The following is a 23,955-nucleotide window of genomic DNA, read 5'->3' as shown; positions in this document are numbered from 1 at the left end:
ATCAGGTCCTCTCCGTTTTGCTTAACCACATTTCATCCATCCCGCCCCCACGAATCTGCATCGGGTAGACATGCTCACTGCCATCGACGGTGACATCGACAAACACCAGACGATGGTTACGCACATGTTCCAGCGCTTCGCCCAGCTTGCTCTCCAGTTCATCTGGATGATTAATCTGGATACCGATATGCCCATAAGCCTCGGCAAGGCGTACAAAATCGGGCAGCGACTGCATGTAAGATTGCGAATGACGCCCGGAGTAGATCATGTCCTGCCACTGTTTGACCATGCCGAGATAGCGGTTGTTAAGGTTGAGCACCAGCACCGGCAGTTCATATTGCAGCGCCGTCGACAGCTCTTGGATGTTCATCTGAATGCTGCCATCTCCCGTGACGCACACTACCATTTCATCCGGCAGCGCCATCTTCACGCCCAGAGCCGCTGGCAGGCCAAAGCCCATCGTGCCGAGACCGCCGGAGTTAATCCAGCGACGCGGCTTATCAAAGGGGTAGTAGAGCGCGGCGAACATCTGGTGCTGGCCGACATCAGAAGTGACATACGCATCGCCTTTCGTCAGACGCCAGATAGCCTCGATCACCGCCTGCGGTTTAATGCTCTCGCTTTGGGTGTCATATTTCAGGCACTGACGGGCGCGCCAGCGTTCAATGTGTTGCCACCAGTCGCGAATATCATCCAGCGGCTGCTGCGCGACTTCCTGCGGCAGTAATTCCAGCATTTGCTCCAGAACCAGGCGCGCATCGCCCACAATAGGAATATCCGCCGTTACGGTTTTAGAGATAGACGTCGGATCGATATCGATATGCAGCACGGTCGCATTCGGGCAGTATTTCGCCAGATTATTGGTCGTGCGATCGTCAAAACGCACCCCGACGGCAAAAATCACATCGGAATGATGCATGGTCATGTTGGCTTCATAGGTGCCGTGCATCCCCAGCATCCCTAACGACTGACGATGCGTAGCCGGGAATGCGCCCAGCCCCATCAGCGACGAGACGACCGGCAGGTTGAGCGCTTCAATGGTTTGCCGCAGTTGTTCATGACAACCCGCATTCACTGCACCGCCGCCGACGTAGACCACCGGTTTTTTTGCCGCCGCCAGCGTTTGCAGCGCGCGCTTAATCTGCCCTTTATGTCCTGTCGTGGTCGGGTTATAAGAGCGCATACTGACCGACTCCGGCCAGACGTAGGGCAACTTTTTCGCCGGATTCAGAATATCTTTCGGGAGGTCCACGACCACGGGTCCAGGACGCCCGCTTGCCGCCAGCCAGAACGCTTTTTTCAGCACCTGCGGGATGTCTTCCGTCTGTTTAACGAGGAAGCTGTGTTTCACCACCGGACGTGAGATCCCCACCATGTCGCATTCCTGAAAGGCGTCATAGCCAATCAACGACGTCGCCACTTGCCCGGAAAGGATGACCAGAGGAATGGAGTCCATATAGGCCGTGGCAATACCGGTGATCGCATTCGTGGCGCCTGGCCCGGAAGTGACCAGAACGACCCCGACTTCACCTGTTGCCCGCGCCAGACCATCCGCCATATGCACAGCCGCTTGTTCATGACGGACAAGCACATGATCGATACCACCGACCGTGTGCAGCGCATCATAAATATCGAGGACCGCGCCCCCGGGATAACCGAATACCTGCTTCACGCCCTGATCGATGAGCGATCGGACGACCATCTCGGCTCCAGACAACATCTCCATGGCTTGCTCCACTATTATGATGATTTACCTTTTGCTAACACATTAACTGCTCACCATGACGCAGGCAATTCAGGCTGATGTCGTCGTTCGAAGATAAATAAGAATAAATGAGATGAAAGCGCAGAAGAAACGGCGAATTACACCAGGATAAGCAGATGTGATGATAAATAATCGCTTAAAAATGGGGACTTACAGCAATATCGCCATTTTTTGCGATATGCGTAAAGCGCCTGGATGCACAATTCAGTATAAAATTTCACACGCAGACGAAAAAGCAGAATAAACCAGATATTTCACTCTGATTTATTCTGCCCGTATTCACTTTTGACAGACAGAAACCAATAACTCTTCCATCCATTGATGACCCTTATCCCGACCCGCGGCATCATGCCAGGAAAGATAACAGGTCCGGCTATTCAGTTTTAAAGGCAACGGTAATATCTGTAACGCTAATGACTCGGCAAATTCATCGGCTAACCAACGCGGCGCAACTGCCACCAGTTGCGTTTGAGAGACAACATTAAGCACGCTGATCAATGCCATTCCCTGATAAGCGATGCAGCTTTGTCTGTCTGGCGTGTCATACCACGGCTGGCTAAACGAGGCATAACGATCGAGTGAAACGACCGCATGTTGTTCATTATAAACATCGCTCTCCAGCAACGGACCGCTGATACGCGGATGTTTTCTGCTGGCGACCAGCACCATTTCATCTTTAAATAACGATACGCTGGTAAACTCAGGACGGCGAAACTCTTCATACCCAATAACAAATTCCGTTTCCTGATAACGCAGCTGATGTTCCGTATTTTGATTTAACGATGATTTAAAAACGACATGAATATTCGGCGCAATCTTTTCAACGCGATTATAAATAAGCGACGTCAGAATATTATCCAGCGGGCTGCACACGCAAAGATGGAATACACGCTCGCTGCTGGCGGGTTCAAAACCTGAACCGGGCAACTCATTTTGCACCAACTGTAACGCCTGGCGAACAGAACCAAATAGCTGATAAGCGCGCGCCGTTGGCTGGATACCGCGTCCGTACCGGACAAACAGCTCGTCATTAAACATGACTTTCAGACGCGCCACCGCATTACTGACGGCAGGCTGCGACATCCCCAGGGAGTGGGCCGCCCGCGTGATATTCTGCTCTTGCATCACGGCATCAAAGACGGTCAGTAAATTCAGATCAACCATACGAAGCTGAGGCTTAACCATTTCTATCGGATGCGGTTTATCTATTTCTATCTCTGGCATAGTTAACTCCACTGTCACACTAAACTCCCTTTTTCTTGACGAAATGCAGAAATAATCTCAGGAAATATGATTTATCATGCATATAAAATAAGAAAAAGAGAAAACATAAAAATTAGGAAAACATAAAGGCATCGTTCAGGAAAAGGCGAAAGCCCATGCCAGTACAATACGGCAGAGGCCACAGCACGATGATTCATAATGTTTAAATTACAAAAGCAATATAAACATAAGCGTGGCGAATACACAATCATGCTTTTGGTGAATAATAAATTAAGTTTTAATTAATTGTTTATATTAGTTGTGCTTTTACTCTTAACAATAATTTATCAATAACGTGTGCAACGGTTTCATTAATTTATTCACGAAAGATATAAAAATAAATAAAATCAAAAAGATAAGTACGACCTTTGCAATACCTTTACTCCCCTTTCAGCTTGCTGTAGTTGCAAATAAACATGCTCAAATATGTCAAACAGTGAAAAGTATGTACGCACCTTCTGTCGATTTATTTTGCATTCGCCTGAAAGTTCAGCACAATTAGCTAAAGTACAGAACGCAAGATCCCCTCTGCATGGGAGGGTTTATCTGCAACAGGGTTGACATCGCGCAGCGTATCCAGTACCACTAAAAGCATATCGCATTCATCTGGAGTTGATTTAATGATTCGTATCGCTCGCTTTAACGGTCTACTACTACTAAACGCATCTTCGTTGCGCGGTAGACTGGTGAGCGACATTCAGCATTAAGTCAGCATCAGTAAGATTAAAAACCCGCGCCGTTGCGCGGGTTTTTTTATGCTCGAAGCAAGGCGCCCTAAAGAGACAAGGACCTAAACCATGAGCCAGCAAGTCATTATTTTCGATACCACTTTACGCGACGGTGAACAGGCGTTACAGGCTAGCCTGAGTGTGAAAGAAAAGCTGCAAATTGCCCTGGCCCTTGAACGTATGGGCGTCGATGTGATGGAAGTGGGTTTTCCCGTCTCTTCACCTGGCGATTTTGAGTCGGTACAGACTATCGCCCGCCAGGTCAAAAACAGCCGCGTTTGCGCGTTAGCCCGCTGCGTGGAAAAAGACATCGACGTCGCGGCAGAATCACTGAAGGTCGCGGACGCTTTTCGCATCCATACCTTTATCGCCACCTCGCCGATGCATATCGCCACCAAGCTGCGCAGCACGCTGGATGAAGTGATTGAGCGTGCTATCTATATGGTTAAGCGTGCGCGTAATTACACTGATGACGTGGAGTTCTCATGCGAAGACGCAGGTCGTACCCCGATTGACGATCTCGCTCGCGTCGTGGAAGCGGCGATCAATGCGGGCGCGAAAACAATCAACATTCCCGATACCGTGGGCTACACCATGCCCTTCGAGTTCGGCGGTATTATTTCCGGGCTGTATGAGCGCGTACCGAATATCGACAAGGCCATCATCTCCGTACATACCCATGATGATTTAGGTCTGGGCGTCGGCAACGCGCTGGCGGCCGTCCACGCGGGCGCGCGTCAGGTTGAAGGTGCCATGAACGGTATCGGCGAACGTGCCGGTAACTGCTCGCTGGAAGAAGTCATCATGGCGATCAAGGTACGCCAGGACATTCTGAATGTGCATACCCGCATCAATCACCAGGAGATCTGGCGCACCAGCCAGTTGGTCAGTCAGATCTGCAACATGCCGATCCCGGCGAACAAAGCGATTGTCGGCAGCGGCGCATTCGCCCACTCCTCCGGCATTCACCAGGACGGCGTGCTGAAAAACCGTGAAAACTACGAAATCATGACGCCAGAGTCTATCGGCCTGAACCAGATCCAGTTGAACCTGACCTCTCGCTCCGGGCGTGCGGCCGTAAAACACCGTATGGATGAGATGGGCTATAAAGAGAGTGAATACAATCTGGACAACCTGTACGACGCTTTCCTGAAGCTGGCGGATAAAAAAGGTCAGGTATTCGATTACGACCTGGAGGCGCTGGCCTTCATCAATAAACAACAGGAAGAGCCAGAGCATTTCCGTCTGGACTATTTCAGCGTGCAGTCCGGCTCTAACGATATCGCCACGGCCTCCGTCAAACTGGCCTGCGGCGACGACATCAAAGCGGAAGCCGCGAACGGCAACGGCCCGGTCGATGCCATTTACCAGGCCATCAACCGCATCACCGATTACAACATCGAACTGGTGAAATACAGCCTGTCGGCGAAAGGCCACGGCAAAGATGCGCTGGGCCAGGTGGATATCGTCGCCAACTATAACGGCCGTCGCTTCCACGGGGTCGGTCTGGCGACCGATATCGTCGAATCCTCCGCGAAAGCGATGGTGCATGTCCTGAACAACATCTGGCGCGCCGCCGAAGTCGAAAAAGAATTGCAACGCAAAGCTCAGAATAAAGAGAACAATAAGGAAACCGTGTGATGTCGAAGAATTACCATATTGCTGTTTTGCCGGGTGACGGTATTGGCCCGGAAGTGATGGCGCAAGCCCTGAAAGTCCTGGAAGCCGTTCGCAGTCGTTTTGCCATGCGCATTACCACCAGCCATTACGATGTCGGCGGCGCCGCTATCGACAACCATGGTCAACCGCTGCCGAAGGCGACCGTTGAAGGCTGTGAACAGGCGGATGCCATTCTGTTTGGCTCCGTCGGCGGCCCGAAATGGGAAAATCTGCCGCCGGACAGCCAACCGGAACGCGGCGCATTGCTGCCGCTGCGTAAACACTTCAAATTGTTCAGCAACCTGCGTCCGGCAAAGCTGTACCAGGGGCTGGAAGCCTTCTGCCCGCTGCGCGCCGACATCGCGGCCAACGGTTTCGACATCCTGTGCGTGCGTGAATTAACCGGCGGGATCTATTTTGGTCAGCCGAAAGGCCGCGAAGGCAGCGGGCAACATGAAAAAGCCTTCGATACCGAGGTGTATCACCGTTTTGAAATCGAACGTATTGCGCGCATCGCCTTCGAATCGGCGCGTAAACGTCGCCGTAAGGTTACGTCGATCGACAAAGCCAACGTCCTGCAAACGTCTATTCTGTGGCGCGAGATCGTCAATGAGGTCGCCAAAGCGTACCCGGATGTCGAACTGGCGCACATGTACATCGACAATGCCACGATGCAGTTGATTAAAGATCCCTCTCAGTTTGACGTGCTGCTGTGCTCCAACCTGTTTGGCGACATTCTGTCTGACGAATGCGCGATGATCACCGGCTCAATGGGGATGTTGCCTTCCGCCAGCCTGAACGAACAGGGTTTCGGCCTGTATGAACCGGCGGGCGGTTCTGCGCCGGATATCGCCGGGAAAAACATCGCCAACCCGATCGCGCAGATCCTGTCGCTGGCGTTACTGCTGCGTTACAGCCTGGATGCCGACGATGCGGCAACGGCCATTGAAAGCGCCATTAACCGCGCATTAGAAGAAGGTATTCGCACCGGTGATTTAGCCCGTGGCGCTGCCGCTGTCAGTACCGATGAGATGGGCGACATCATTGCCCGTTATGTCGCCGAAGGGGTGTAATCATGGCTAAAACGTTGTATGAAAAATTGTTCGATGCGCATGTGGTCTATGAGGCGCAGAACGAAACCCCGCTGCTGTACATCGACAGGCATCTGGTGCATGAAGTAACCTCCCCGCAGGCGTTTGACGGTCTGCGCGCCCACGGTCGTCCGGTTCGCCAGCCGGGTAAAACCTTCGCGACGATGGATCATAACGTCTCTACGCAAACCAAAGACATCAACGCCTCTGGCGAGATGGCGCGGATTCAGATGCAGGAGTTGATCAAAAACTGCAAAGCGTTCGGCGTGGAGCTGTATGACCTGAATCACCCGTATCAGGGGATCGTCCACGTAATGGGGCCGGAACAGGGCGTGACCTTACCGGGGATGACCATTGTTTGCGGCGATTCCCATACCGCCACGCACGGCGCATTCGGCGCGCTGGCGTTTGGCATCGGCACCTCCGAAGTTGAACACGTTCTGGCGACGCAGACCCTGAAACAGGGCCGCGCAAAAACCATGAAGATTGAGGTGAAAGGCACGGCTGCGCCGGGCATTACGGCGAAAGATATCGTGCTGGCGATTATCGGTAAAACCGGCAGCGCGGGCGGTACGGGCCATGTGGTCGAGTTCTGCGGCGAAGCAATTCGCAATCTGAGCATGGAAGGTCGAATGACCCTGTGCAACATGGCGATCGAGATGGGCGCCAAAGCCGGTCTGGTCGCGCCGGATGACACCACCTTCAACTACGTAAAAGGGCGTCTGCACGCCCCGAAAGGCAGCGATTTTGACGATGCCGTCGCATACTGGAAAACCCTGAAAACCGACGACGGCGCAACGTTCGATACCGTCGTGACCCTGCAAGCGGAAGACATTGCGCCGCAGGTTACCTGGGGAACCAACCCGGGTCAGGTTATCTCCGTCAACGACAATATCCCCGATCCGGCCTCGTTTGCCGATCCTGTCGAGCGCGCAAGCGCCGAAAAAGCGCTGGCCTATATGGGGCTGAAACCGGGCATTCCGTTAACCGACGTGGCGATCGACAAAGTGTTTATCGGTTCCTGCACCAACTCACGTATTGAAGATTTACGCGCGGCAGCGGAAATCGCCAAAGGGCGTAAAGTTGCACCGGGCGTTCAGGCTCTGGTGGTTCCCGGCTCCGGCCCGGTAAAAGCGCAGGCAGAGGCGGAAGGTCTGGATAAGATCTTTATCGAAGCCGGTTTTGAATGGCGCTTACCAGGCTGTTCCATGTGCCTGGCGATGAACAACGACCGTCTGAATCCGGGCGAGCGCTGCGCCTCCACCAGCAACCGTAACTTTGAAGGTCGTCAGGGGCGCGGCGGACGCACGCATCTGGTTAGCCCGGCGATGGCTGCCGCTGCCGCCGTCACCGGTCATTTCGCCGATATTCGCAGCATCAAATAAGGAGCACACCATGGCAGAGAAATTTACCCAACACACCGGCCTGGTCGTCCCGCTGGATGCTGCTAACGTCGATACCGACGCGATTATACCGAAACAGTTTTTACAGAAAGTCACCCGCACCGGTTTTGGCGCGCATCTGTTCAATGACTGGCGTTTTCTGGATGAAAAGGGTCAGCAGCCGAACCCGGAGTTCGTGCTGAACTTCCCGGAATATAAAGGCGCGTCGATTCTGCTGGCGCGGGAAAACTTCGGCTGCGGTTCATCGCGCGAGCACGCGCCGTGGGCGCTGACTGATTACGGCTTTAAAGTGGTCATCGCGCCGAGCTTCGCGGATATCTTCTATGGCAACAGCTTTAACAACCAGCTGCTGCCGGTGAAACTGAGCGATGAAGAGGTCGATGAACTGTTCGCCCTGGTGAAAGCCAATCCGGGGATTAAATTTGAAGTGGATCTGGAAGCGCAGGTAGTAAAAGCGGGCGATAAGTCCTACAGCTTTAAAATCGACGACTTCCGCCGCCACTGCATGCTGAACGGTCTGGACAGCATCGGCCTGACGTTGCAACACGAAAGCGCAATTGCGGCATACGAAGAGAAACAACCGTCGTTTATGCGCTGATTCTCAGCATACCTGCCGGATAGCACTTCGTTTATCCGGCCTGCCACTCTGTGTAGGCCGGATAAGGCGAAGTCGTCATCCGGCATTTTTTACACATCCTTCACCCGCCCGGTCATCACCAGCGCCACCAGCGAAATCGCCGCTATCACCCAGTAAACAGCGAAATGCCCGTAGCTTTGCGCGACCGCGCCCTGAATCACCCCGGCCAGAATCACTCCCGTGGAGATACTGTTGGTAAACAGCGTGGTGGCTGAACCAGCGCGGCCAGGCATTAAATCCTGAAACCACAACATGCCAATCCCCGCCACAATGCCGATAAACACCGCGTTAAACAGTTGCAGGATAAGCAACGCCGTCTGGCTGTGAAAGAAAATCAGGCCGAGATAAAACAGTACCCCCGCAGCCACGGCGATAACCATCATCCGCCGCTTACCGAAGCGCTTCACCGAGTAGCCAGCCAGAATCATCGCCGGGATCTCCAGACCTGCCGCAGTCCCCATCAATATTCCGGCCAGTTTATCCGATAAACCCAGCTCAAGGCTTATCCATAGCGGCATATCAATGATGTACATGGTGTTGCAGGTCCACATCAGCGTGGAGGCGATAAACAGCATACGGACGTTTTTATCCTGCCAGCCGCCCGCTTCCGTGACCGGAACATCGGCAGGCTGCTCAACGCGCGCCACCGAGGGCAGAATAAAAGCAATCAACGCCAGGCTGATGGCGAATATGCCGGCGGCAATGGAAAACATCGCCGTGAAGCCATAGTTCAGCGCCAGCATAAAAGCCAGCGGCGGGCCAATCACCCATGCCAGTGAAAGCTGCGCACGCATTACCGAGCTGAACATCACCACTTCACGCGCGGAGTTATCGGCATATTCCCGCGCCAACGCAAATAGCTGCGGCATAGCGGTATTGGCCAGCGACGCGAATAACACGCCGCAGGTGATCAGGGTGAGATAATGGCGATTGAAGGCGAACAGTAGCGCGTTGCCAATCGCCATCAGGCAGCAGAACATAATCAGCTTACGGCGATCGCCTTTACTGTCCGAGCGTTTTGCTAATGCAAGGCTGACCAGAATCCCGGCAATCGCGTTGACCGTGTAAAAAAGGCCGACCCAGAACGGCTGCGCACCAACCTCACGACTCAAAAACAGGCTCAGCGTCGGTGCCTGCAACGCTCCCGCCACGCCCATCATAAAGGCAACCAGCATAAAAGCGGCATAAACACCGTTGAGGCGCCGTCCCATCGTCATTAACCAGAGCATACTTTCCCTTTTTATGGCTAAACGCAGCCGAAACGAAAAAAGCCAGCAGGAATTATCTGCTGGCGCGGCGATAAACACCAATACTCAGTCACACATGATGTCTGCAATTCGGAAATCCGAGGTCAGGCAGTCACCTCCCACTGCATCAGTTCTTCAAGCATCTTTAAGCGCTGCGGCGCGCTCGGACAAGCCAACCAGGACAACCCTTCTGTCGCGGTAAAGTACTTCAAATAAAACTGACGCATCGAAGACCTCTCCATATTGCTTCATCGGAATCCATTATTGACCTAATATGGGGATAGTAAAATTGCTGAGTTTTGCGCAGGAGTTCCCCTTTTATGTCTTCAGGTCGTCTGCAACAACAGTTCATCCGTCTGTGGCAATGCTGCGACGGCAAAACGCAAGACACCACGCTCAACGAGCTGGCGGACCTGCTGAGCTGCTCCCGCCGCCATATGCGTACGCTGCTGAATACCATGCAGGAACGTGGCTGGTTGACGTGGGAAGCGGAGGTTGGACGCGGGAAACGCTCCCGTCTGACCTTCCTCTATACCGGGCTGGCGCTACAGCAGCAGCGGGCGGAAGACCTGCTGGAGCAAGATCGCATCGACCAGCTGGTACAGCTGGTGGGCGACAAAACCGCCGTGCGGCAAATGCTGGTGTCCCACCTGGGGCGCAGCTTTCGCCAGGGGCGGCATATTCTGCGCGTGCTCTACTATCGTCCAATGCACAACCTGCTGCCTGGCACCGCATTGCGTCGTTCAGAAACCCATATCGCCCGGCAAATTTTCAGCGCACTGACGCGCGTAAATGAGGAAAATGGGGAACTGGAAGCCGATATTGCCCACCACTGGCAACAGATTTCCCCTTTGCAGTGGCGTTTTTTTCTTCGTCCGGGGATTCACTTCCATCACGGACGTGAGCTGGAGATGGAGGATGTCATTGCCTCACTGACGCGCATCAACGCCCTGCCGCTCTACTCGCACATTACCGAGATAGTCTCCCCCACCGCCTGGACGCTGGATATTCACCTGTCGCAGCCGGATCGCTGGCTGCCGTGGCTGCTGGGTCAGGTTCCGGCGATGATCCTGCCGCGGGAGTGGGAAACGCTGAATAATTTCTCCAGCCATCCGATCGGCACCGGCCCTTACGCGGTGATGCGTAATACGCGCAACCAGTTAAAAATCCACGCCTTTGATGATTTCTTCGGCTATCGGGCGCTGATTGATGAAGTGAACGTCTGGGTATTGCCGGACATTGGCGACGAGCCGAACGGCGGTCTGACGTTAAAAGGGCCGACCGAAGATGAAAAAGCCATCGAAAGCCGGCTGGAAGAGGGCTGCTATTATATGCTGTTCGACGCCCGGACGAATCGCGGCGCGAATCAGGAAGTCAGAGAGTGGATAAGCCGCGTGCTCTCCCCCAGCAATTTGCTCTTCTATGCCGACGAGCAATACCAGCGCCACTGGTTCCCGGCTTACGGATTACTGCCCCGCTGGCACCATGCCCGCCCGGGACACGGCGAAAAACCCGCCGGGCTGGAGACGATCACGCTGACCTACTACCACGACCACATCGAACATCGGGTGATCGCGCAGATCATGAGCCAGCTGCTGGCTAAACATCAGGTCCATCTGGATATCCATGAGATCGACTACGATCAATGGCATGCGGGGGAGGTCACAAGCGACATCTGGCTCAACAGCGCCAACTTTACGCTACCGCTCGATTTTTCCCTGTTTGCACACCTGTGCGAAGTCCCGCTGTTGCAGCATTGCATCCCGCTGGACTGGGAGGGCGATGCCGCGCAGTGGCGAAACGGCGAGATGAACCTGGCAGTGTGGTGCCAGCAATTGCTCGCCAGTAAAGCGATCGTCCCGCTGATCCACCACTGGCTGATCATCCAGGGGCAGCGCAGTATGCGCGGGCTACGTATGAACACCCTCGGCTGGTTTGACTTTAAATCGGCATGGTTTGCGCCACCCGACCCATGATTGCCGCTTAGCAACAAAATCACTACACTAACGCCGTCCTCAACGGGGTGCTGATAAACATACGCAAAACCATTCGTGAAGTGTATGGGCTGAGAAAATACCCGTCGAACCTGATCCGGATAACGCCGGCGAAGGGATTTGAGACTGCTTCTCAAGTCCTTTGCCACCCACTTTATGAGGTGCAAAGTGTTAAAAAAATGTCTTCCCTTGCTACTCCTGTGCGCAGCGCCTGCCTTCGCCAAACCTGTTCTGACCGTCTATACCTATGACTCCTTCGCTGCCGACTGGGGGCCTGGCCCGACAATCAAAAAAGCCTTTGAAGCTGACTGTGATTGCGAACTGAAGCTGGTGGCGCTGGAAGATGGCGTTTCGCTGCTTAACCGCCTGCGAATGGAAGGGAAAAACAGCAAAGCCGACGTGGTGCTTGGCCTGGACAACAACCTGCTGGAAGCCGCCACGCAAACCCGCCTGTTCGCGAAAAGCGGCATTGCGCCTGATGCGGTTAACGTGCCAGGCGGCTGGCATAACGACACATTCGTGCCGTTTGATTATGGCTACTTCGCCTTCATCTATGACAAAAACAAACTGAAAAATCCGCCGAAAAGCCTGAAAGAACTGGTAGAGAGCGATCGGAAATGGCGCGTGATTTATCAGGACCCGCGCACCAGTACACCAGGGCTGGGTCTGCTGCTGTGGATGCAGAAAGTCTACGGCGATAACGCACCGGAAGCCTGGCAAAAACTGGCGGCCAAAACGGTCACCGTCACCAAAGGCTGGAGCGAATCCTACGGCCTGTTCCTGAAAGGCGAAAGCGATCTGGTACTGAGCTACACCACCTCTCCGGCGTATCACATCATCGAAGAGAAGAAAGATAACTACGCCGCCGCCAGCTTCAGCGAAGGTCATTACCTGCAAGTGGAAGTGGCTGCGCGCACTGCCGCCAGCAAACAGCCGGAACTGGCAGAAAAATTCCTCAAGTTTATGGTTTCACCGGCATTCCAGAACGCCATTCCCACCGGCAACTGGATGTATCCGGTCGCTGACGTCGCCCTGCCCGCAGGATTTGAACAACTGACGAAGCCATCCACCACGCTGGAATTTACGCCTGCGGAAGTGGCATCCCAGCGTCAGGCATGGATTAGCGAATGGCAACGCGCCGTCAGCCGCTAATTCCCGGCTGGCTGATACCCGGGCTTTCTGCCGCCGCGCTGATGGTGGCAGTAGCTCTGGCGGCATTTCTGGCGCTATGGCTTAACGCGCCGCAGGGTGAATGGTCGTCGCTGTGGCAGGACAGCTACCTGTGGCACGTCGTGCGTTTCTCGTTCTGGCAGGCGTTCCTGTCGGCGCTGCTCTCCGTCATCCCGGCGATTTTCCTCGCCAGAGCGCTCTATCGTCGCCGTTTTCCCGGACGTCTGGCGTTATTGCGCCTGTGCGCCATGACGCTGATTTTACCGGTGCTGGTCGCCGTTTTCGGTATCCTCAGCGTCTACGGTCGTCAGGGCTGGCTGGCCTCGCTGTGGCATACGCTGGGGCTGGAGTGGCATTTCTCGCCCTACGGCTTGCAGGGGATTTTACTGGCGCACGTCTTTTTTAACCTGCCGATGGCAAGCCGCCTGCTGCTTCAGGCGCTGGAAAACATTCCCGGCGAACAGCGACAGCTCGCCGCGCAGCTAGGTATGCGCGGCTGGCACTTCTTCCGCTTTGTTGAATGGCCGTGGATGCGTCGTCAAATCCCGCCGGTGGCGGCGCTGATTTTTATGCTCTGTTTCGCCAGTTTCGCCACCGTGTTGTCACTTGGCGGCGGCCCGCAGGCTACCACTATCGAGCTGGCCATCTATCAGGCGCTGAGCTACGACTACGATCCTGCCCGTGCGGCCATGCTGGCGCTGATCCAGATGATATGTTGTCTGGCGCTGGTGCTGCTGAGCCAGCGGCTGAGTAAAGCCATTGTCCCCGGCGTCACGCTGGTGCAAGGCTGGCGCGACCCTGACGATCGGCTCCACAGCCGCCTGACGGACAGCCTGCTGATCGCCCTGGCGCTGCTGTTGCTTCTCCCGCCGCTGCTGGCGGTTATTATTGATGGCGTCAATCGCAGCCTGCTGGACGTGCTGGCGCAACCCATTTTGTGGCAGGCGCTGTGGACCTCTCTGCGCATTGCGCTGGCGGCGGGAGTGCTGTGCGTCATCCTGACGATGATGCTTTTATGGAGCAGCCGCGAACTGCGCGCCCGCCAGCAGGTACTGGCAGGTCAGGCGCTGGAGCTGAGCGGAATGTTGATCCTTGCCATGCCCGGCATCGTGCTGGCGACCGGCTTCTTTTTACTGCTCAACAACAGCGTTGGGCTACCGGAGTCGGCTGACGGTATTGTGATTTTCACCAACGCGCTAATGGCGATTCCCTATGCGCTAAAAGTGCTGGAAAACCCCATGCGAGACGTGACCGCACGCTACAGTATGCTATGTCAGTCATTGGGCATTGAGGGATGGTCGCGGCTGAAGGTGGTGGAACTGCGCGCCCTGAAACGCCCTCTGGCGCAGGCGCTGGCCTTTGCCTGCGTGCTCTCCATCGGTGATTTTGGCGTGGTGGCGCTGTTTGGCAACGACGATTTCCGCACGCTGCCGTTTTATCTGTATCAGCAAATTGGCTCCTATCGCAGCCAGGACGGCGCGGTTACCGCATTATTACTGCTGATGCTCTGCTTTATGCTGTTTACCGTTATCGAAAAATTACCGGGGCGAAATGTTAAAACTGACTGATATCACCTGGCTTTATCACCATTTGCCCATGCGCTTTACACTGTCGGTGGAGCGCGGTGAACAGGTGGCGGTTCTCGGGCCAAGCGGCGCCGGGAAAAGTACGTTGCTGAATTTAATCGCCGGGTTTCTGACACCGGCCAGCGGCACAATAATGATTGAAGCTCAGGATCACACCACAACACCGCCCTCCCGCCGTCCCGTTTCCATGCTGTTTCAGGAAAATAATCTGTTCAGCCACCTCAACGTGCAGCAGAACATCGGGCTGGGGTTAAACCCTGGGCTAAAGCTGAACGCGGCTCAGCGGGAGAAACTGCATCATATTGCACACCAGATGGGGATCGAAAATCTGCTGGAGCGCCTGCCGGGCGAGCTTTCCGGCGGGCAACGTCAACGCGTGGCGCTTGCGCGCTGCCTGGTGCGCGAACAGCCGGTATTGCTGCTCGACGAGCCGTTTTCCGCTCTCGATCCCGCCCTGCGTCAGGAGATGCTGACGTTGGTCGGCGACGTCTGCCGCGACCAGCAATTAACCCTGCTGATGGTGTCGCATAGCGTGGAGGATGCCGCGCGCATTGCGTCACGCTCGATTGTCGTGGCCGACGGGCGTATCGCATGGCAGGGCAAAACGGATGAGTTATTAAGCGGTCAGGCCAGCGCCTCGGCATTGCTGGGCATTAAAGCGTAATGGGATGCCCGGCGGCGTTACGCTTACCGGGCCTACGGACAGGCATCCGTTGTAAGCCGGATAAGCGTCAGCGCCATCCGGCAAAAGATTCCTCAGTAACCCACGACTTTACGCAGAATATCGATATACACCGGCATCAGCGGATGACGAAGCAGCATCACCAGCGCGACAATGCCCGCGCCGAGCATCACCGGCGCCAGCCATAACAGGCGGCCTCGCGGTAAAAACGGCGTTAAGCGATCGGCGGCGGCCTTACCGCTACGCCATAACCGCCAGCACAGCCAGGCCGCCAGCCACAGCAGCAGCGCCGTTGCCAACAACAGCCATTTGAAATAGCCGCTCTGCATATCGGCCGGAATGTCGATCACAGCGCCCGCCAGAATCCCCGGCAAGAAATAGAACGGCGGCCACAGCACGCAACCAATAATATTCGGCACGATAAATTTCGCGACGGGCAGATCCAGCATCCCCGCCACCATCGGCACCAGCGGCCGCGTCGGGCCGACAAAACGCCCGACCAGAATGGTGAACATGCTGTGTTGATGCAGCGCGTGTTCGGTTTTGTCCAGCAGCGCTTTGTTCTTTTTCATAAAAGACCAGCGATGCAGCGGCTTTTTGAAGCGCCAGCCCAACCAGAAGGAGATCCAGTCCCCCAGCAGGCAACCGATAATGCCCGCCAGCCACGCATGCCAGAAATTCAGCTCACCGCTGCCGATAAGCGCCCCCAGCCCCGCCATCATCACCGTACCGGGCAGAATCAGACCGACCAACGCCAGCGACTCCAGAAAGGCCACCAGCGCCACCGCAATTAGCGAGTACAGAGCGGATTGGAGAATAAAGTGTTCCAGCAATGCTTGCATAATGTGTCCGTCAGATTTACGAAGCAGCGATTCTGCTAACCCTCACCCGCTTCGTCAAGTCGCCAATTGTCTGAATAGATTACGCGTTATGACATCTTTGCAGACACATCATTCACTTTTTATTCACAACCAGCGCGGAACTCGCTCGGGCTGGCCCCGGTACATTTTTTAAAGACGCGAGAGAAATAAAGCTGATCGTCAAACCCGACATTGCGCCCGACGGTGGCTATCGGCATCCGCGTCGTGCTGAGCAGCAGCTTCGCCTGGCTGATGCGCTGATCCTCGCGCCAGCTCAGTACGCTAATGCCTAACTGTTGGCGGAACAGGTGCGACAGGCGGGACGGCGACAGACAGACGTGCTGCGCCACGCTGGCAATATCAAACAGGCTGTCCGCCAGATGATCGCTGATGTACTGACAGGCGTCGCGCACCCGGCTGTCCATCGGCGGATGCAACGATTCATTGATCGCCTCCATACGTCGCAGCAGAAGCTGCTCCAGCAGGTTAATCGCCAGCAGTTCAGAGTAGCGCCCTTCCCCCTGCCCGGCATTGATGATTTGACCAAAAAGCTCATTAAAGCGCGGCTGGTGCGCTTCGTCAGGGCGGAAAAAACCGGTCTGCGCAAAAATCGTCGGCCAGGTGAGCCACTCCTGCCAGTAGGCGCGCGGTCGGAAGTACACCCACTGGTGATACCATTCGCTCGCGTTGGGATGGCGACCGTAGTGGTGTACCTCGCCAGGCGGAAACAGCAAAATATCCCCCGGACGGCAGACAAACTGTTTGCCGTGGTTATTGATCACCCCTTCCCCGCGAATCGTAAGATTAAGGATATATCCCTTCATCCCCAGCGGGCGGTCGATAAAAAAATCCAGATAGCCGTTCGCCTCAATGGGCGTCAGCCCTGCAACCAGATGCGCATTAAACGAATAGCCCGGCAGCAGGGGATCATTTTGCGTTTCAGCCATAAATTCAATACTCCCGGCGTTCTGAGAAGAAACCAATTGTCCATATTGAGTGAGACATCTTCACCTTCCCCTCTGCGCCCCGCCGTCATTGCGGTTACGGACCATCAACCCCGCTTGCGAAAAGAGATTTGTAACAAAGGCCGATTGCGAAGGCGATAAAAACGGGTAACAAAAGTGTCTATAACTACGACAGAAATGTCCACATTGAATATTTGCACAGCGTCACACTTTGCAATGCCATAGCATTTTAATCCATAAGATTAGCGGATCCTGCCTGACGGTTTTTATCCCCGCTATCTACTGTTTCTCCATACCTGTTTTTTTCGATTGGAGTAAGACGATGGCGATTGCAATTGGCCTCGATTTTGGCAGTGATTCAGTTCGTGCTCTGGCGGTGGATTGCGCCACCGGGGAAGAGATCGCCACCTGCGTAGAGTGGTATCCCCGCTGGCAGGAAGGGCGCTATTGCGACGCCCCGAACAACCAGTTCCGCCATCATCCACGCGACTACATAGAGTCAATGGAAGCCGCGTTGAAAAACGTCCTCGCGACCCTGAGCGCGTCACAGCGTGGCGAGGTGGTCGGCATCGGCGTCGACAGCACCGGCTCCACCCCCGCCCCCATTGATGCCGACGGCCACGTTCTGGCGCTGCGTCCTGAGTTCGCCGAAAACCCGAATGCGATGTTCATCCTGTGGAAAGATCACACCTCGGTCGAAGAAGCGGAAGCCATCACCCGCCTGTGCCATACGCCGGGCAAAACCGATTATTCCCGCTACATCGGCGGTATTTACTCCAGCGAATGGTTTTGGGCGAAAATTCTGCACGTTACGCGTCAGGACAGCGCCGTCGGGCAGGCCGCCGCCTCCTGGATTGAGCTGTGCGACTGGGTGCCTGCCCTGCTCTCCGGCACCACGCGCCCGCAGGATATTCGCCGTGGTCGCTGTAGCGCCGGACATAAATCGCTGTGGCATGAGAGCTGGGGCGGTTTGCCGCCCGCCAGTTTCTTCGATGACCTCGATCCCATCATCAACCGCCACCTCGCCTGGCCGCTGTTTACCGACACCTTCACTGCCGATCTGCCGGTTGGCACGCTGTGCGCGGAGTGGGCGCAACGCCTCGGCCTGCCGGAAAGCGTGGTCATCTCTGGCGGCGCGTTTGACTGCCATATGGGCGCGGTTGGCGCGGGCGCGCAGCCGAATGCGCTGGTGAAAGTGATCGGCACATCGACCTGCGACATTCTGATTGCCGACAAGCAGAGCGTCGGCGACCGCGCGGTGAAAGGCATTTGCGGCCAGGTAGACGGCAGCGTCGTGCCTGATTTTATTGGCCTGGAAGCGGGACAGTCGGCATTCGGCGATATCTATGCCTGGTTTGGCCGCATTCTCGGCTGGCCGCTGGAGCAGCTTGCGGTGCAGCATCCTGAACTGAAAGACCAAATCGCCATCAGCCAAAAGCAGCTACTCCCGGCGCTGACCGAGGCGTGGGCGAAGAATCCATCGCTGGATCATCTGCCCGTGGTGCTCGACTGGTTTAACGGTCGCCGCACGCCGAACGCTAATCAGCGTCTGAAAGGGGTGATTAGCGATCTGAATCTCGCTACCGATGCGCCAGCGCTGTTTGGCGGCCTGATCGCCGCCACTGCCTTCGGCGCACGCGCCATTCAGGAATGCTTTACCGAACAGGGCATTGCCGTCAACAACGTGATGGCGCTGGGCGGCATCGCCCGTAAGAATCAGGTGATCATGCAGACCTGCTGCGACGTGCTCAACCGCCCGCTACAGATTGTTGCCTCAGACCAGTGCTGCGCGTTAGGCGCCGCCATTTTTGCCGCCGTCGCCGCAAAAGCGCATGTCGATATCCCTGCCGCACAACAAAAAATGGCCAGCGCCGTAGAGAACACCCTGCAACCGCGCCCGGAACAGGCTCAACGCTTCGAACAGCTTTATCAGCGCTACCGGCAGTGGGCGGTCAGCGCTGAACAACACTATCTTCCGACTGCCGCCCCGGCGCCAAAAACCCCGGTCAGCCAGGCAACCCTGACCCATTAAGGACACGACAATGACGATTTTTGACAACTATGAAGTGTGGTTTGTGATTGGCAGCCAGCATTTGTATGGCTCTGAAACGCTGCGCCAGGTTACTCAGCATGCCGAACATGTGGTAAAGGCGCTGAATACCGAAGCAAAACTGCCCTGCAAACTGGTGCTGAAACCGCTGGGGACGTCGCCTGACGAGATCACTGCGATTTGTCGTGACGCCAGTTATGACGATCGCTGTGCGGGCCTGGTGGTCTGGCTGCACACCTTCTCGCCCGCGAAAATGTGGATTAACGGGCTGAGTATTCTCAACAAGCCGCTGTTACAGTTCCACACCCAGTTCAATGCCGCCCTGCCGTGGGACAGCATCGACATGGACTTTATGAACCTGAATCAGACCGCGCACGGCGGACGCGAGTTTGGTTTTATCGGCGCGCGTATGCGTCAGCAGCACGCGGTAGTGACCGGTCACTGGCAGGATAAACACGCGCACACGCGTATCGGCTCATGGATGCGTCAGGCGGTCTCCAGACAGGACACCCGCCACCTGAAAGTGTGCCGCTTTGGCGACAACATGCGTGAAGTGGCCGTGACCGACGGCGATAAAGTGGCGGCGCAGATCAAGTTCGGCTTCTCGGTGAATACCTGGGCGGTGGGCGACCTGGTGCAGGTCGTGAATGCGGTTAGCGACGGCGACATTAACGCGCTGGTGGATGAATACGAAAGCCGCTATACCCTGACGCCCGCGACGCAAATTCACGGCGACAAGCGGCAGAACGTGCTGGAAGCCGCGCGTATTGAACTGGGCATGAAGCGCTTTCTGGAACAGGGCGGCTTCCACGCGTTCACCACGACGTTTGAAGATTTGCATGGCCTGAAGCAGCTCCCAGGACTGGCCGTACAGCGTCTGATGCAACAGGGCTACGGTTTCGCTGGCGAAGGCGACTGGAAAACCGCCGCGCTGCTTCGCATCATGAAAGTGATGTCTGGCGGTTTGCCGGGCGGCACCTCATTTATGGAGGATTACACCTACCACTTTGAGAAGGGCAACGATCTGGTGCTCGGCTCGCACATGCTGGAAGTATGCCCGTCTATCGCGGTGGAAGAAAAACCGATCCTCGACGTGCAGCACCTCGGCATCGGAGGTAAAGACGCGCCCGCACGTCTGATCTTCAACACCCAAACCGGCCCGGCGATCGTCGCCAGCCTGATCGACCTCGGCGATCGCTATCGTCTGCTGGTCAACTGCATCGACACCGTAAAAACGCCGCATGACCTGCCGAAACTGCCGGTCGCCAACGCGCTGTGGAAAGCCCAGCCGGATCTGACCACCGCATCCGAAGCGTGGATTCTCGCCGGTGGCGCGCACCACACCGTCTTCAGCCATGCGCTGGATCTGAACGATATGCGCCAGTTCGCAGAGATGCACGATATTGAAATCACCGTCATCGATAACGATACCCGCCTGCCCGCCTTTAAAGACGCGCTGCGCTGGAACGAAGTCTATTACGGGTTCAAACGTTAACAGTTGCCGGATGGCGGCGTAAATGCCTTATCCGGCCTACAGGTCGCACCAACCTCGTAGGCCGGATAAGCGCAGCGCCATCCGGCGTGGAGACAGCTATGTTAAAAGATCTCAAACGTCAGGTACTGGAAGCCAATCTGGCGCTGCCAAAACACAATCTGGTGACTCTCACCTGGGGAAACGTCAGCGCCGTCGATCGCGAGCGCGGCGTCTTCATCATCAAACCTTCCGGCGTCGACTACAGCGTGATGAGCGCAGAGGATATGGTGGTGGTCAGCATTGCCACGGGTGAAGTGGTGGAAGGAACGAAAAAGCCCTCCTCCGATACGCCGACCCATCGTCTGTTGTATCAGTCTTTCCCGTCGATTGGCGGCATCGTCCACACCCATTCGCGCCACGCGACCATCTGGGCGCAGGCCGGGCAATCCATCCCGGCGACGGGGACGACCCATGCGGACTATTTTTACGGCACGATCCCCTGCACGCGCAAAATGACCGATGCGGAGATCAACGGCGAATATGAATGGGAGACGGGCAACGTCATCGTTGAAACCTTTGAAAAACAGGGTATCGATGCCGCGCAGATGCCCGGCGTGCTGGTGCATTCACACGGTCCGTTCACCTGGGGCAAAAACGCCGAAGACGCGGTGCATAACGCCATTGTGCTGGAGGAGGTCGCCTGTATGGGCATCTTCTGCCGCCAGCTTGCGCCACAGTTGCCGGATATGCAGCAAACGTTGCTGGATAAGCACTACCTGCGCAAACACGGGGCGAAGGCTTATTACGGGCAGTAATGGATAGCCCGACGGCGCAACCATACCTGTATAAAACCACAGCAAAACGTTCCGAACCAGGCTATAATCATGCCTGGTTTTTTAATGAGTACGCAGCGTGGCGCAGGCAGGTTTTATTTTAACCCGGCACTGGCGGGATACCCCGCAAGGAACAGAGGTCTCATTCTGGCTGGCAACGGACACCGGTCCTTTGCAGGTCACGCTCGCGCCGCAGGAGTCGGTCGCGTTTATCCCTACGCATCAGGCCGCCCGCGTCACCTCGCTGCTGCGCACAGAAAATGGCTATCGCCTGACGCCGCTCAATTTGCAGGATTTTCATCGCCAGCCCGTCTCGGGGTTGTACTGCCGCTCGCACCGACAGCTGATGCGTCTGGAAAAACAGCTGAAAGAACAGGGCGTAACGGTCTATGAAGCCGATGTGCGCCCGCCGGAACGTTACCTGATGGAGCGGTTTATCACCGCTCCCGTTTGGCTGGAGGGCGACACAAAAGACGGCGCGATCGTCAATGCCCGCCTGAAACCGCACCCAGACTACCGTCCCCCGCTGAAATGGGTATCGCTGGATATTGAAACCACCCGACACGGCGAGCTGTACTGCATTGGCCTGCAAGGCTGCGGACAACGCGTCGTTTTTATGCTCGGCCCGGCGAATGGCGATGCCTCGGCACTGGATTTCCAGCTTGAGTATGCGGCGAGCCGCCCGCTGCTGCTGGAAAAACTCAACGACTGGTTTGCCCGGCACGATCCCGATGTGATCATCGGCTGGAACGTGGTGCAGTTTGATTTACGCGTCCTGCAAAAACATGCCGAGCGCTATCGTATCCCTTTACGTCTGGGGCGCGACAACACCGAGCTGGAATGGCGCGAGCACGGTTTCAAGAACGGCGTGTTTTTCGCCCAGGCCAAAGGGCGGTTGATTATTGACGGCATTGAGGCGCTCAAATCCGCGTTCTGGAATTTCTCATCATTTTCACTGGAAACCGTGGCCCAGGAGCTGCTTGGCGAAGGGAAATCGATCGATAATCCCTGGGACAGAATGGACGAAATTGACCGCCGTTTCGCCGAAGATAAGCCCGCGCTCGCCACGTATAACCTCAAGGACTGCGAGCTGGTGACGCAGATTTTTCATAAGACGGAGATCATGCCGTTTTTACTGGAGCGCGCCACCGTTAACGGTCTGCCCGCTGACCGCCACGGCGGTTCTGTCGCCGCCTTCGGTCATCTCTATTTTCCCCGTATGCATCGCGCCGGTTACGTTGCGCCGAATCTCGGTGAAGTCCCGCCGCATGCCAGCCCTGGCGGTTACGTAATGGACTCGCGCCCTGGCCTGTATGACTCCGTACTGGTGCTGGATTATAAGAGCCTGTACCCGTCGATCATTCGCACGTTCCTGATCGACCCGGTTGGGCTGGTGGAAGGGATGGCGCAACCGGACCCGACACACAGCACCGAAGGCTTTCTTGACGCCTGGTTCTCGCGAGAAACGCACTGTCTCCCGGAGATCGTCACGCAGATCTGGCACGGGCGCGATGAGGCCAAACGCCACGGCAATAAACCGCTGTCCCAGGCGCTGAAGATCATCATGAATGCGTTTTACGGCGTGCTCGGGACGACGGCCTGCCGCTTTTTCGATCCCCGACTGGCCTCGTCGATCACCATGCGCGGCCACGCGATCATGCGTCAGACCAAAGCGCTGATCGAGGCGCAGGGCTATGACGTGATCTACGGCGATACGGATTCCACTTTCGTCTGGCTGAAAGGCGCGCATTCTGAAGACGAGGCGGCAAGGATTGGCCGCGAGCTGGTGCGTCATGTGAATGACTGGTGGACGCAATCCCTGCAACAGCAAAAGCTGACCAGCGCGCTGGAATTAGAGTTTGAAACCCACTTCCGCCGTTTTCTGATGCCGACCATTCGCGGGGCGGACACCGGCAGCAAAAAGCGCTATGCCGGGCTGATTCAGGAAGGCGAGAAGCAGCGAATGGTATTTAAAGGGCTGGAGACCGTGCGCACCGACTGGACGCCGCTGGCGCAGCGATTCCAGCAGGAGCTTTACCTGCGTATCTTCCGCCAGGAACCCTATCAGGAGTATATCCGGGAAACCATCGATAACCTGATGACGGGCAAGCTGGATGAACAGCTGGTTTACCGCAAGCGACTGCGCCGCCCGTTGAGCGAATATCAGCGTAACGTTCCGCCGCACGTTCGCGCCGCCCGGCTCGCCGATGAACAAAACATCAAGCTGGGGCGCCCGGCGCAGTATCAGAACCGCGGTACGATCAAATACGTGTGGACGACTAACGGCCCTGAGCCGCTGGATTACCGGCATTCACCGCTGGATTACGAGCACTATTTAACCCGCCAGCTACAGCCGGTCGCAGAGGGAATACTTCCCTTCATCGATGATAATTTTGCTACACTACTCACAGGACAACTGGGGTTATTTTGACGCGTGACGAATGCGCCGCCATCCATTACCATAGCGCCCTTTCCATTCCTGGACCCAATTAACACTGCTGCCATTCTATTTTGGTAGCGGGTGATTATTGCCTGCAATTAAAGATAT

General features: G+C 55.9%; 19 protein-coding genes and 1 riboswitch. Of the genes, 13 read left to right on the top strand and 6 right to left on the bottom strand.

Features of this window, described 5'->3' with window-relative positions; all coding sequences use genetic code 11:
• Position 1: 1 nt before the first annotated feature.
• Together ilvI and leuO are read right to left on the bottom strand one after the other, a co-directional pair.
• A complete protein-coding gene (gene ilvI / locus OGV67_RS17020; protein WP_112001188.1) occupies positions 2-1,726 on the bottom strand; it encodes an acetolactate synthase 3 large subunit in 1,725 nt (574 codons plus the stop codon).
• 318 nt (positions 1,727-2,044) lie between these two features.
• Positions 2,045-2,989 (bottom strand): transcriptional regulator LeuO, encoded by a 945-nt coding sequence (gene leuO, locus OGV67_RS17015; RefSeq protein ID WP_012134089.1) that lies wholly within the window; start codon positions 2,987-2,989, stop codon positions 2,045-2,047.
• A 659-nt stretch (positions 2,990-3,648) separates the two neighbouring features.
• Between leuO and leuL the strand changes: the two genes are divergently transcribed.
• The 5 genes from leuL to leuD all read left to right on the top strand — a co-directional run bounded on the left by leuL (position 3,649) and on the right by leuD (position 8,507).
• Positions 3,649-3,735, top strand: coding sequence for a leu operon leader peptide (gene leuL, locus OGV67_RS17010; protein ID WP_047458945.1), 87 nt, complete (start codon positions 3,649-3,651; stop codon positions 3,733-3,735).
• A gap of 90 nt (positions 3,736-3,825) precedes the next feature.
• On the top strand, positions 3,826-5,397 hold the full coding sequence (gene leuA / locus OGV67_RS17005; protein WP_012134091.1) for a 2-isopropylmalate synthase: 1,572 nt from the start codon (positions 3,826-3,828) through the stop codon (positions 5,395-5,397).
• Positions 5,397-6,488: a 3-isopropylmalate dehydrogenase gene (gene leuB, locus OGV67_RS17000; protein WP_012134092.1), complete on the top strand. Its 1,092-nt coding sequence runs from the start codon at positions 5,397-5,399 to the stop codon at positions 6,486-6,488. The genes leuA and leuB overlap by 1 nt, the downstream gene beginning before the upstream one ends.
• A 2-nt stretch (positions 6,489-6,490) precedes the next feature.
• A complete protein-coding gene (gene leuC / locus OGV67_RS16995) occupies positions 6,491-7,891 on the top strand; it encodes a 3-isopropylmalate dehydratase large subunit (RefSeq protein WP_012134093.1) in 1,401 nt (466 codons plus the stop codon).
• Positions 7,892-7,901: 10 nt separating this feature from the next.
• Complete coding sequence (leuD, locus tag OGV67_RS16990; RefSeq protein WP_049008518.1) at positions 7,902-8,507, top strand: 3-isopropylmalate dehydratase small subunit; 606 nt, start codon at positions 7,902-7,904, stop codon at positions 8,505-8,507.
• 89 nt (positions 8,508-8,596) lie between these two features.
• On the opposite strand, the gene OGV67_RS16985 is transcribed toward leuD, so the two are convergent.
• The gene (locus OGV67_RS16985; protein ID WP_115615135.1) at positions 8,597-9,775 is read right to left on the bottom strand and encodes a sugar efflux transporter; all 1,179 of its coding nucleotides are present in this window, start codon (positions 9,773-9,775) and stop codon (positions 8,597-8,599) included.
• Between the two features lie 122 nt (positions 9,776-9,897).
• Complete coding sequence (gene sgrT / locus OGV67_RS16980; protein ID WP_024130713.1) at positions 9,898-10,020, bottom strand: glucose uptake inhibitor SgrT; 123 nt, start codon at positions 10,018-10,020, stop codon at positions 9,898-9,900.
• Between the two features lie 93 nt (positions 10,021-10,113).
• Here sgrT and sgrR point away from each other — a divergent pair, with 93 nt between their 5' ends.
• The 4 genes from sgrR to thiQ all read left to right on the top strand — a co-directional run bounded on the left by sgrR (position 10,114) and on the right by thiQ (position 15,207).
• Complete coding sequence (sgrR, locus tag OGV67_RS16975) at positions 10,114-11,769, top strand: HTH-type transcriptional regulator SgrR (protein WP_071257553.1); 1,656 nt, start codon at positions 10,114-10,116, stop codon at positions 11,767-11,769.
• A gap of 33 nt (positions 11,770-11,802) precedes the next feature.
• Positions 11,803-11,924: riboswitch (TPP riboswitch) on the top strand.
• Between the two features lie 31 nt (positions 11,925-11,955).
• Positions 11,956-12,939, top strand: a complete 984-nt coding sequence (gene thiB / locus OGV67_RS16970; RefSeq protein ID WP_047458953.1) for a thiamine ABC transporter substrate binding subunit — start codon at positions 11,956-11,958, stop codon at positions 12,937-12,939.
• Positions 12,915-14,525, top strand: a complete 1,611-nt coding sequence (gene thiP, locus OGV67_RS16965; protein WP_115615136.1) for a thiamine/thiamine pyrophosphate ABC transporter permease ThiP — start codon at positions 12,915-12,917, stop codon at positions 14,523-14,525. Before thiB ends, thiP begins: the two co-directional genes overlap by 25 nt.
• Entirely contained in the window at positions 14,509-15,207 is a 699-nt protein-coding gene (gene thiQ, locus OGV67_RS16960; RefSeq protein ID WP_115615137.1) for a thiamine ABC transporter ATP-binding protein ThiQ, read from the top strand. Before thiP ends, thiQ begins: the two co-directional genes overlap by 17 nt.
• A 92-nt stretch (positions 15,208-15,299) precedes the next feature.
• Here thiQ and OGV67_RS16955 read toward each other — a convergent pair whose 3' ends face one another.
• Together OGV67_RS16955 and araC are read right to left on the bottom strand one after the other, a co-directional pair.
• Positions 15,300-16,067: a DedA family protein gene (locus tag OGV67_RS16955; protein WP_115615138.1), complete on the bottom strand. Its 768-nt coding sequence runs from the start codon at positions 16,065-16,067 to the stop codon at positions 15,300-15,302.
• A 119-nt stretch (positions 16,068-16,186) separates the two neighbouring features.
• On the bottom strand, positions 16,187-17,032 hold the full coding sequence (araC, locus tag OGV67_RS16950; RefSeq protein WP_286465786.1) for an arabinose operon transcriptional regulator AraC: 846 nt from the start codon (positions 17,030-17,032) through the stop codon (positions 16,187-16,189).
• Between the two features lie 340 nt (positions 17,033-17,372).
• On the opposite strand from araC, the gene araB reads away from it, so the two are divergent.
• The 4 genes from araB to polB all read left to right on the top strand — a co-directional run bounded on the left by araB (position 17,373) and on the right by polB (position 23,838).
• Positions 17,373-19,082, top strand: a complete 1,710-nt coding sequence (gene araB, locus OGV67_RS16945) for a ribulokinase (RefSeq protein WP_115615139.1) — start codon at positions 17,373-17,375, stop codon at positions 19,080-19,082.
• 10 nt (positions 19,083-19,092) lie between these two features.
• On the top strand, positions 19,093-20,595 hold the full coding sequence (gene araA, locus OGV67_RS16940; RefSeq protein ID WP_115615140.1) for an L-arabinose isomerase: 1,503 nt from the start codon (positions 19,093-19,095) through the stop codon (positions 20,593-20,595).
• Positions 20,596-20,693: 98 nt separating this feature from the next.
• On the top strand, positions 20,694-21,389 hold the full coding sequence (gene araD, locus OGV67_RS16935; RefSeq protein ID WP_115615141.1) for an L-ribulose-5-phosphate 4-epimerase: 696 nt from the start codon (positions 20,694-20,696) through the stop codon (positions 21,387-21,389).
• 97 nt (positions 21,390-21,486) lie between these two features.
• Positions 21,487-23,838, top strand: coding sequence for a DNA polymerase II (polB, locus tag OGV67_RS16930; protein ID WP_286465783.1), 2,352 nt, complete (start codon positions 21,487-21,489; stop codon positions 23,836-23,838).
• Positions 23,839-23,955 lie beyond the last annotated feature (117 nt).

Origin of the sequence: Citrobacter sp. CK188 (assembly GCF_030333525.1) — a bacterium.
Lineage (GTDB): Bacteria > Pseudomonadota > Gammaproteobacteria > Enterobacterales > Enterobacteriaceae > Citrobacter_B > Citrobacter_B koseri.
This window is presented reverse-complemented; position numbering and strand designations above follow the sequence as displayed.

Bases quoted from the DNA above. Each gene is read 5' to 3' on its own strand.
- ilvI (WP_112001188.1), bottom strand. From the start codon at position 1,726: ATGGAGATGTTGTCTGGAGCCGAGATGGTCGTCCGATCGCTCATCGAT.
- leuO (WP_012134089.1), bottom strand. From the start codon at position 2,989: ATGCCAGAGATAGAAATAGATAAACCGCATCCGATAGAAATGGTTAAG.
- leuL (WP_047458945.1), top strand. From the start codon at position 3,649: ATGATTCGTATCGCTCGCTTTAACGGTCTACTACTACTAAACGCATCT.
- leuA (WP_012134091.1), top strand. From the start codon at position 3,826: ATGAGCCAGCAAGTCATTATTTTCGATACCACTTTACGCGACGGTGAA.
- leuB (WP_012134092.1), top strand. From the start codon at position 5,397: ATGTCGAAGAATTACCATATTGCTGTTTTGCCGGGTGACGGTATTGGC.
- leuC (WP_012134093.1), top strand. From the start codon at position 6,491: ATGGCTAAAACGTTGTATGAAAAATTGTTCGATGCGCATGTGGTCTAT.
- leuD (WP_049008518.1), top strand. From the start codon at position 7,902: ATGGCAGAGAAATTTACCCAACACACCGGCCTGGTCGTCCCGCTGGAT.
- OGV67_RS16985 (WP_115615135.1), bottom strand. From the start codon at position 9,775: ATGCTCTGGTTAATGACGATGGGACGGCGCCTCAACGGTGTTTATGCC.
- sgrT (WP_024130713.1), bottom strand. From the start codon at position 10,020: ATGCGTCAGTTTTATTTGAAGTACTTTACCGCGACAGAAGGGTTGTCC.
- sgrR (WP_071257553.1), top strand. From the start codon at position 10,114: ATGTCTTCAGGTCGTCTGCAACAACAGTTCATCCGTCTGTGGCAATGC.
- thiP (WP_115615136.1), top strand. From the start codon at position 12,915: ATGGCAACGCGCCGTCAGCCGCTAATTCCCGGCTGGCTGATACCCGGG.
- thiQ (WP_115615137.1), top strand. From the start codon at position 14,509: ATGTTAAAACTGACTGATATCACCTGGCTTTATCACCATTTGCCCATG.
- OGV67_RS16955 (WP_115615138.1), bottom strand. From the start codon at position 16,067: ATGCAAGCATTGCTGGAACACTTTATTCTCCAATCCGCTCTGTACTCG.
- araC (WP_286465786.1), bottom strand. From the start codon at position 17,032: ATGGCTGAAACGCAAAATGATCCCCTGCTGCCGGGCTATTCGTTTAAT.
- araB (WP_115615139.1), top strand. From the start codon at position 17,373: ATGGCGATTGCAATTGGCCTCGATTTTGGCAGTGATTCAGTTCGTGCT.
- araA (WP_115615140.1), top strand. From the start codon at position 19,093: ATGACGATTTTTGACAACTATGAAGTGTGGTTTGTGATTGGCAGCCAG.
- araD (WP_115615141.1), top strand. From the start codon at position 20,694: ATGTTAAAAGATCTCAAACGTCAGGTACTGGAAGCCAATCTGGCGCTG.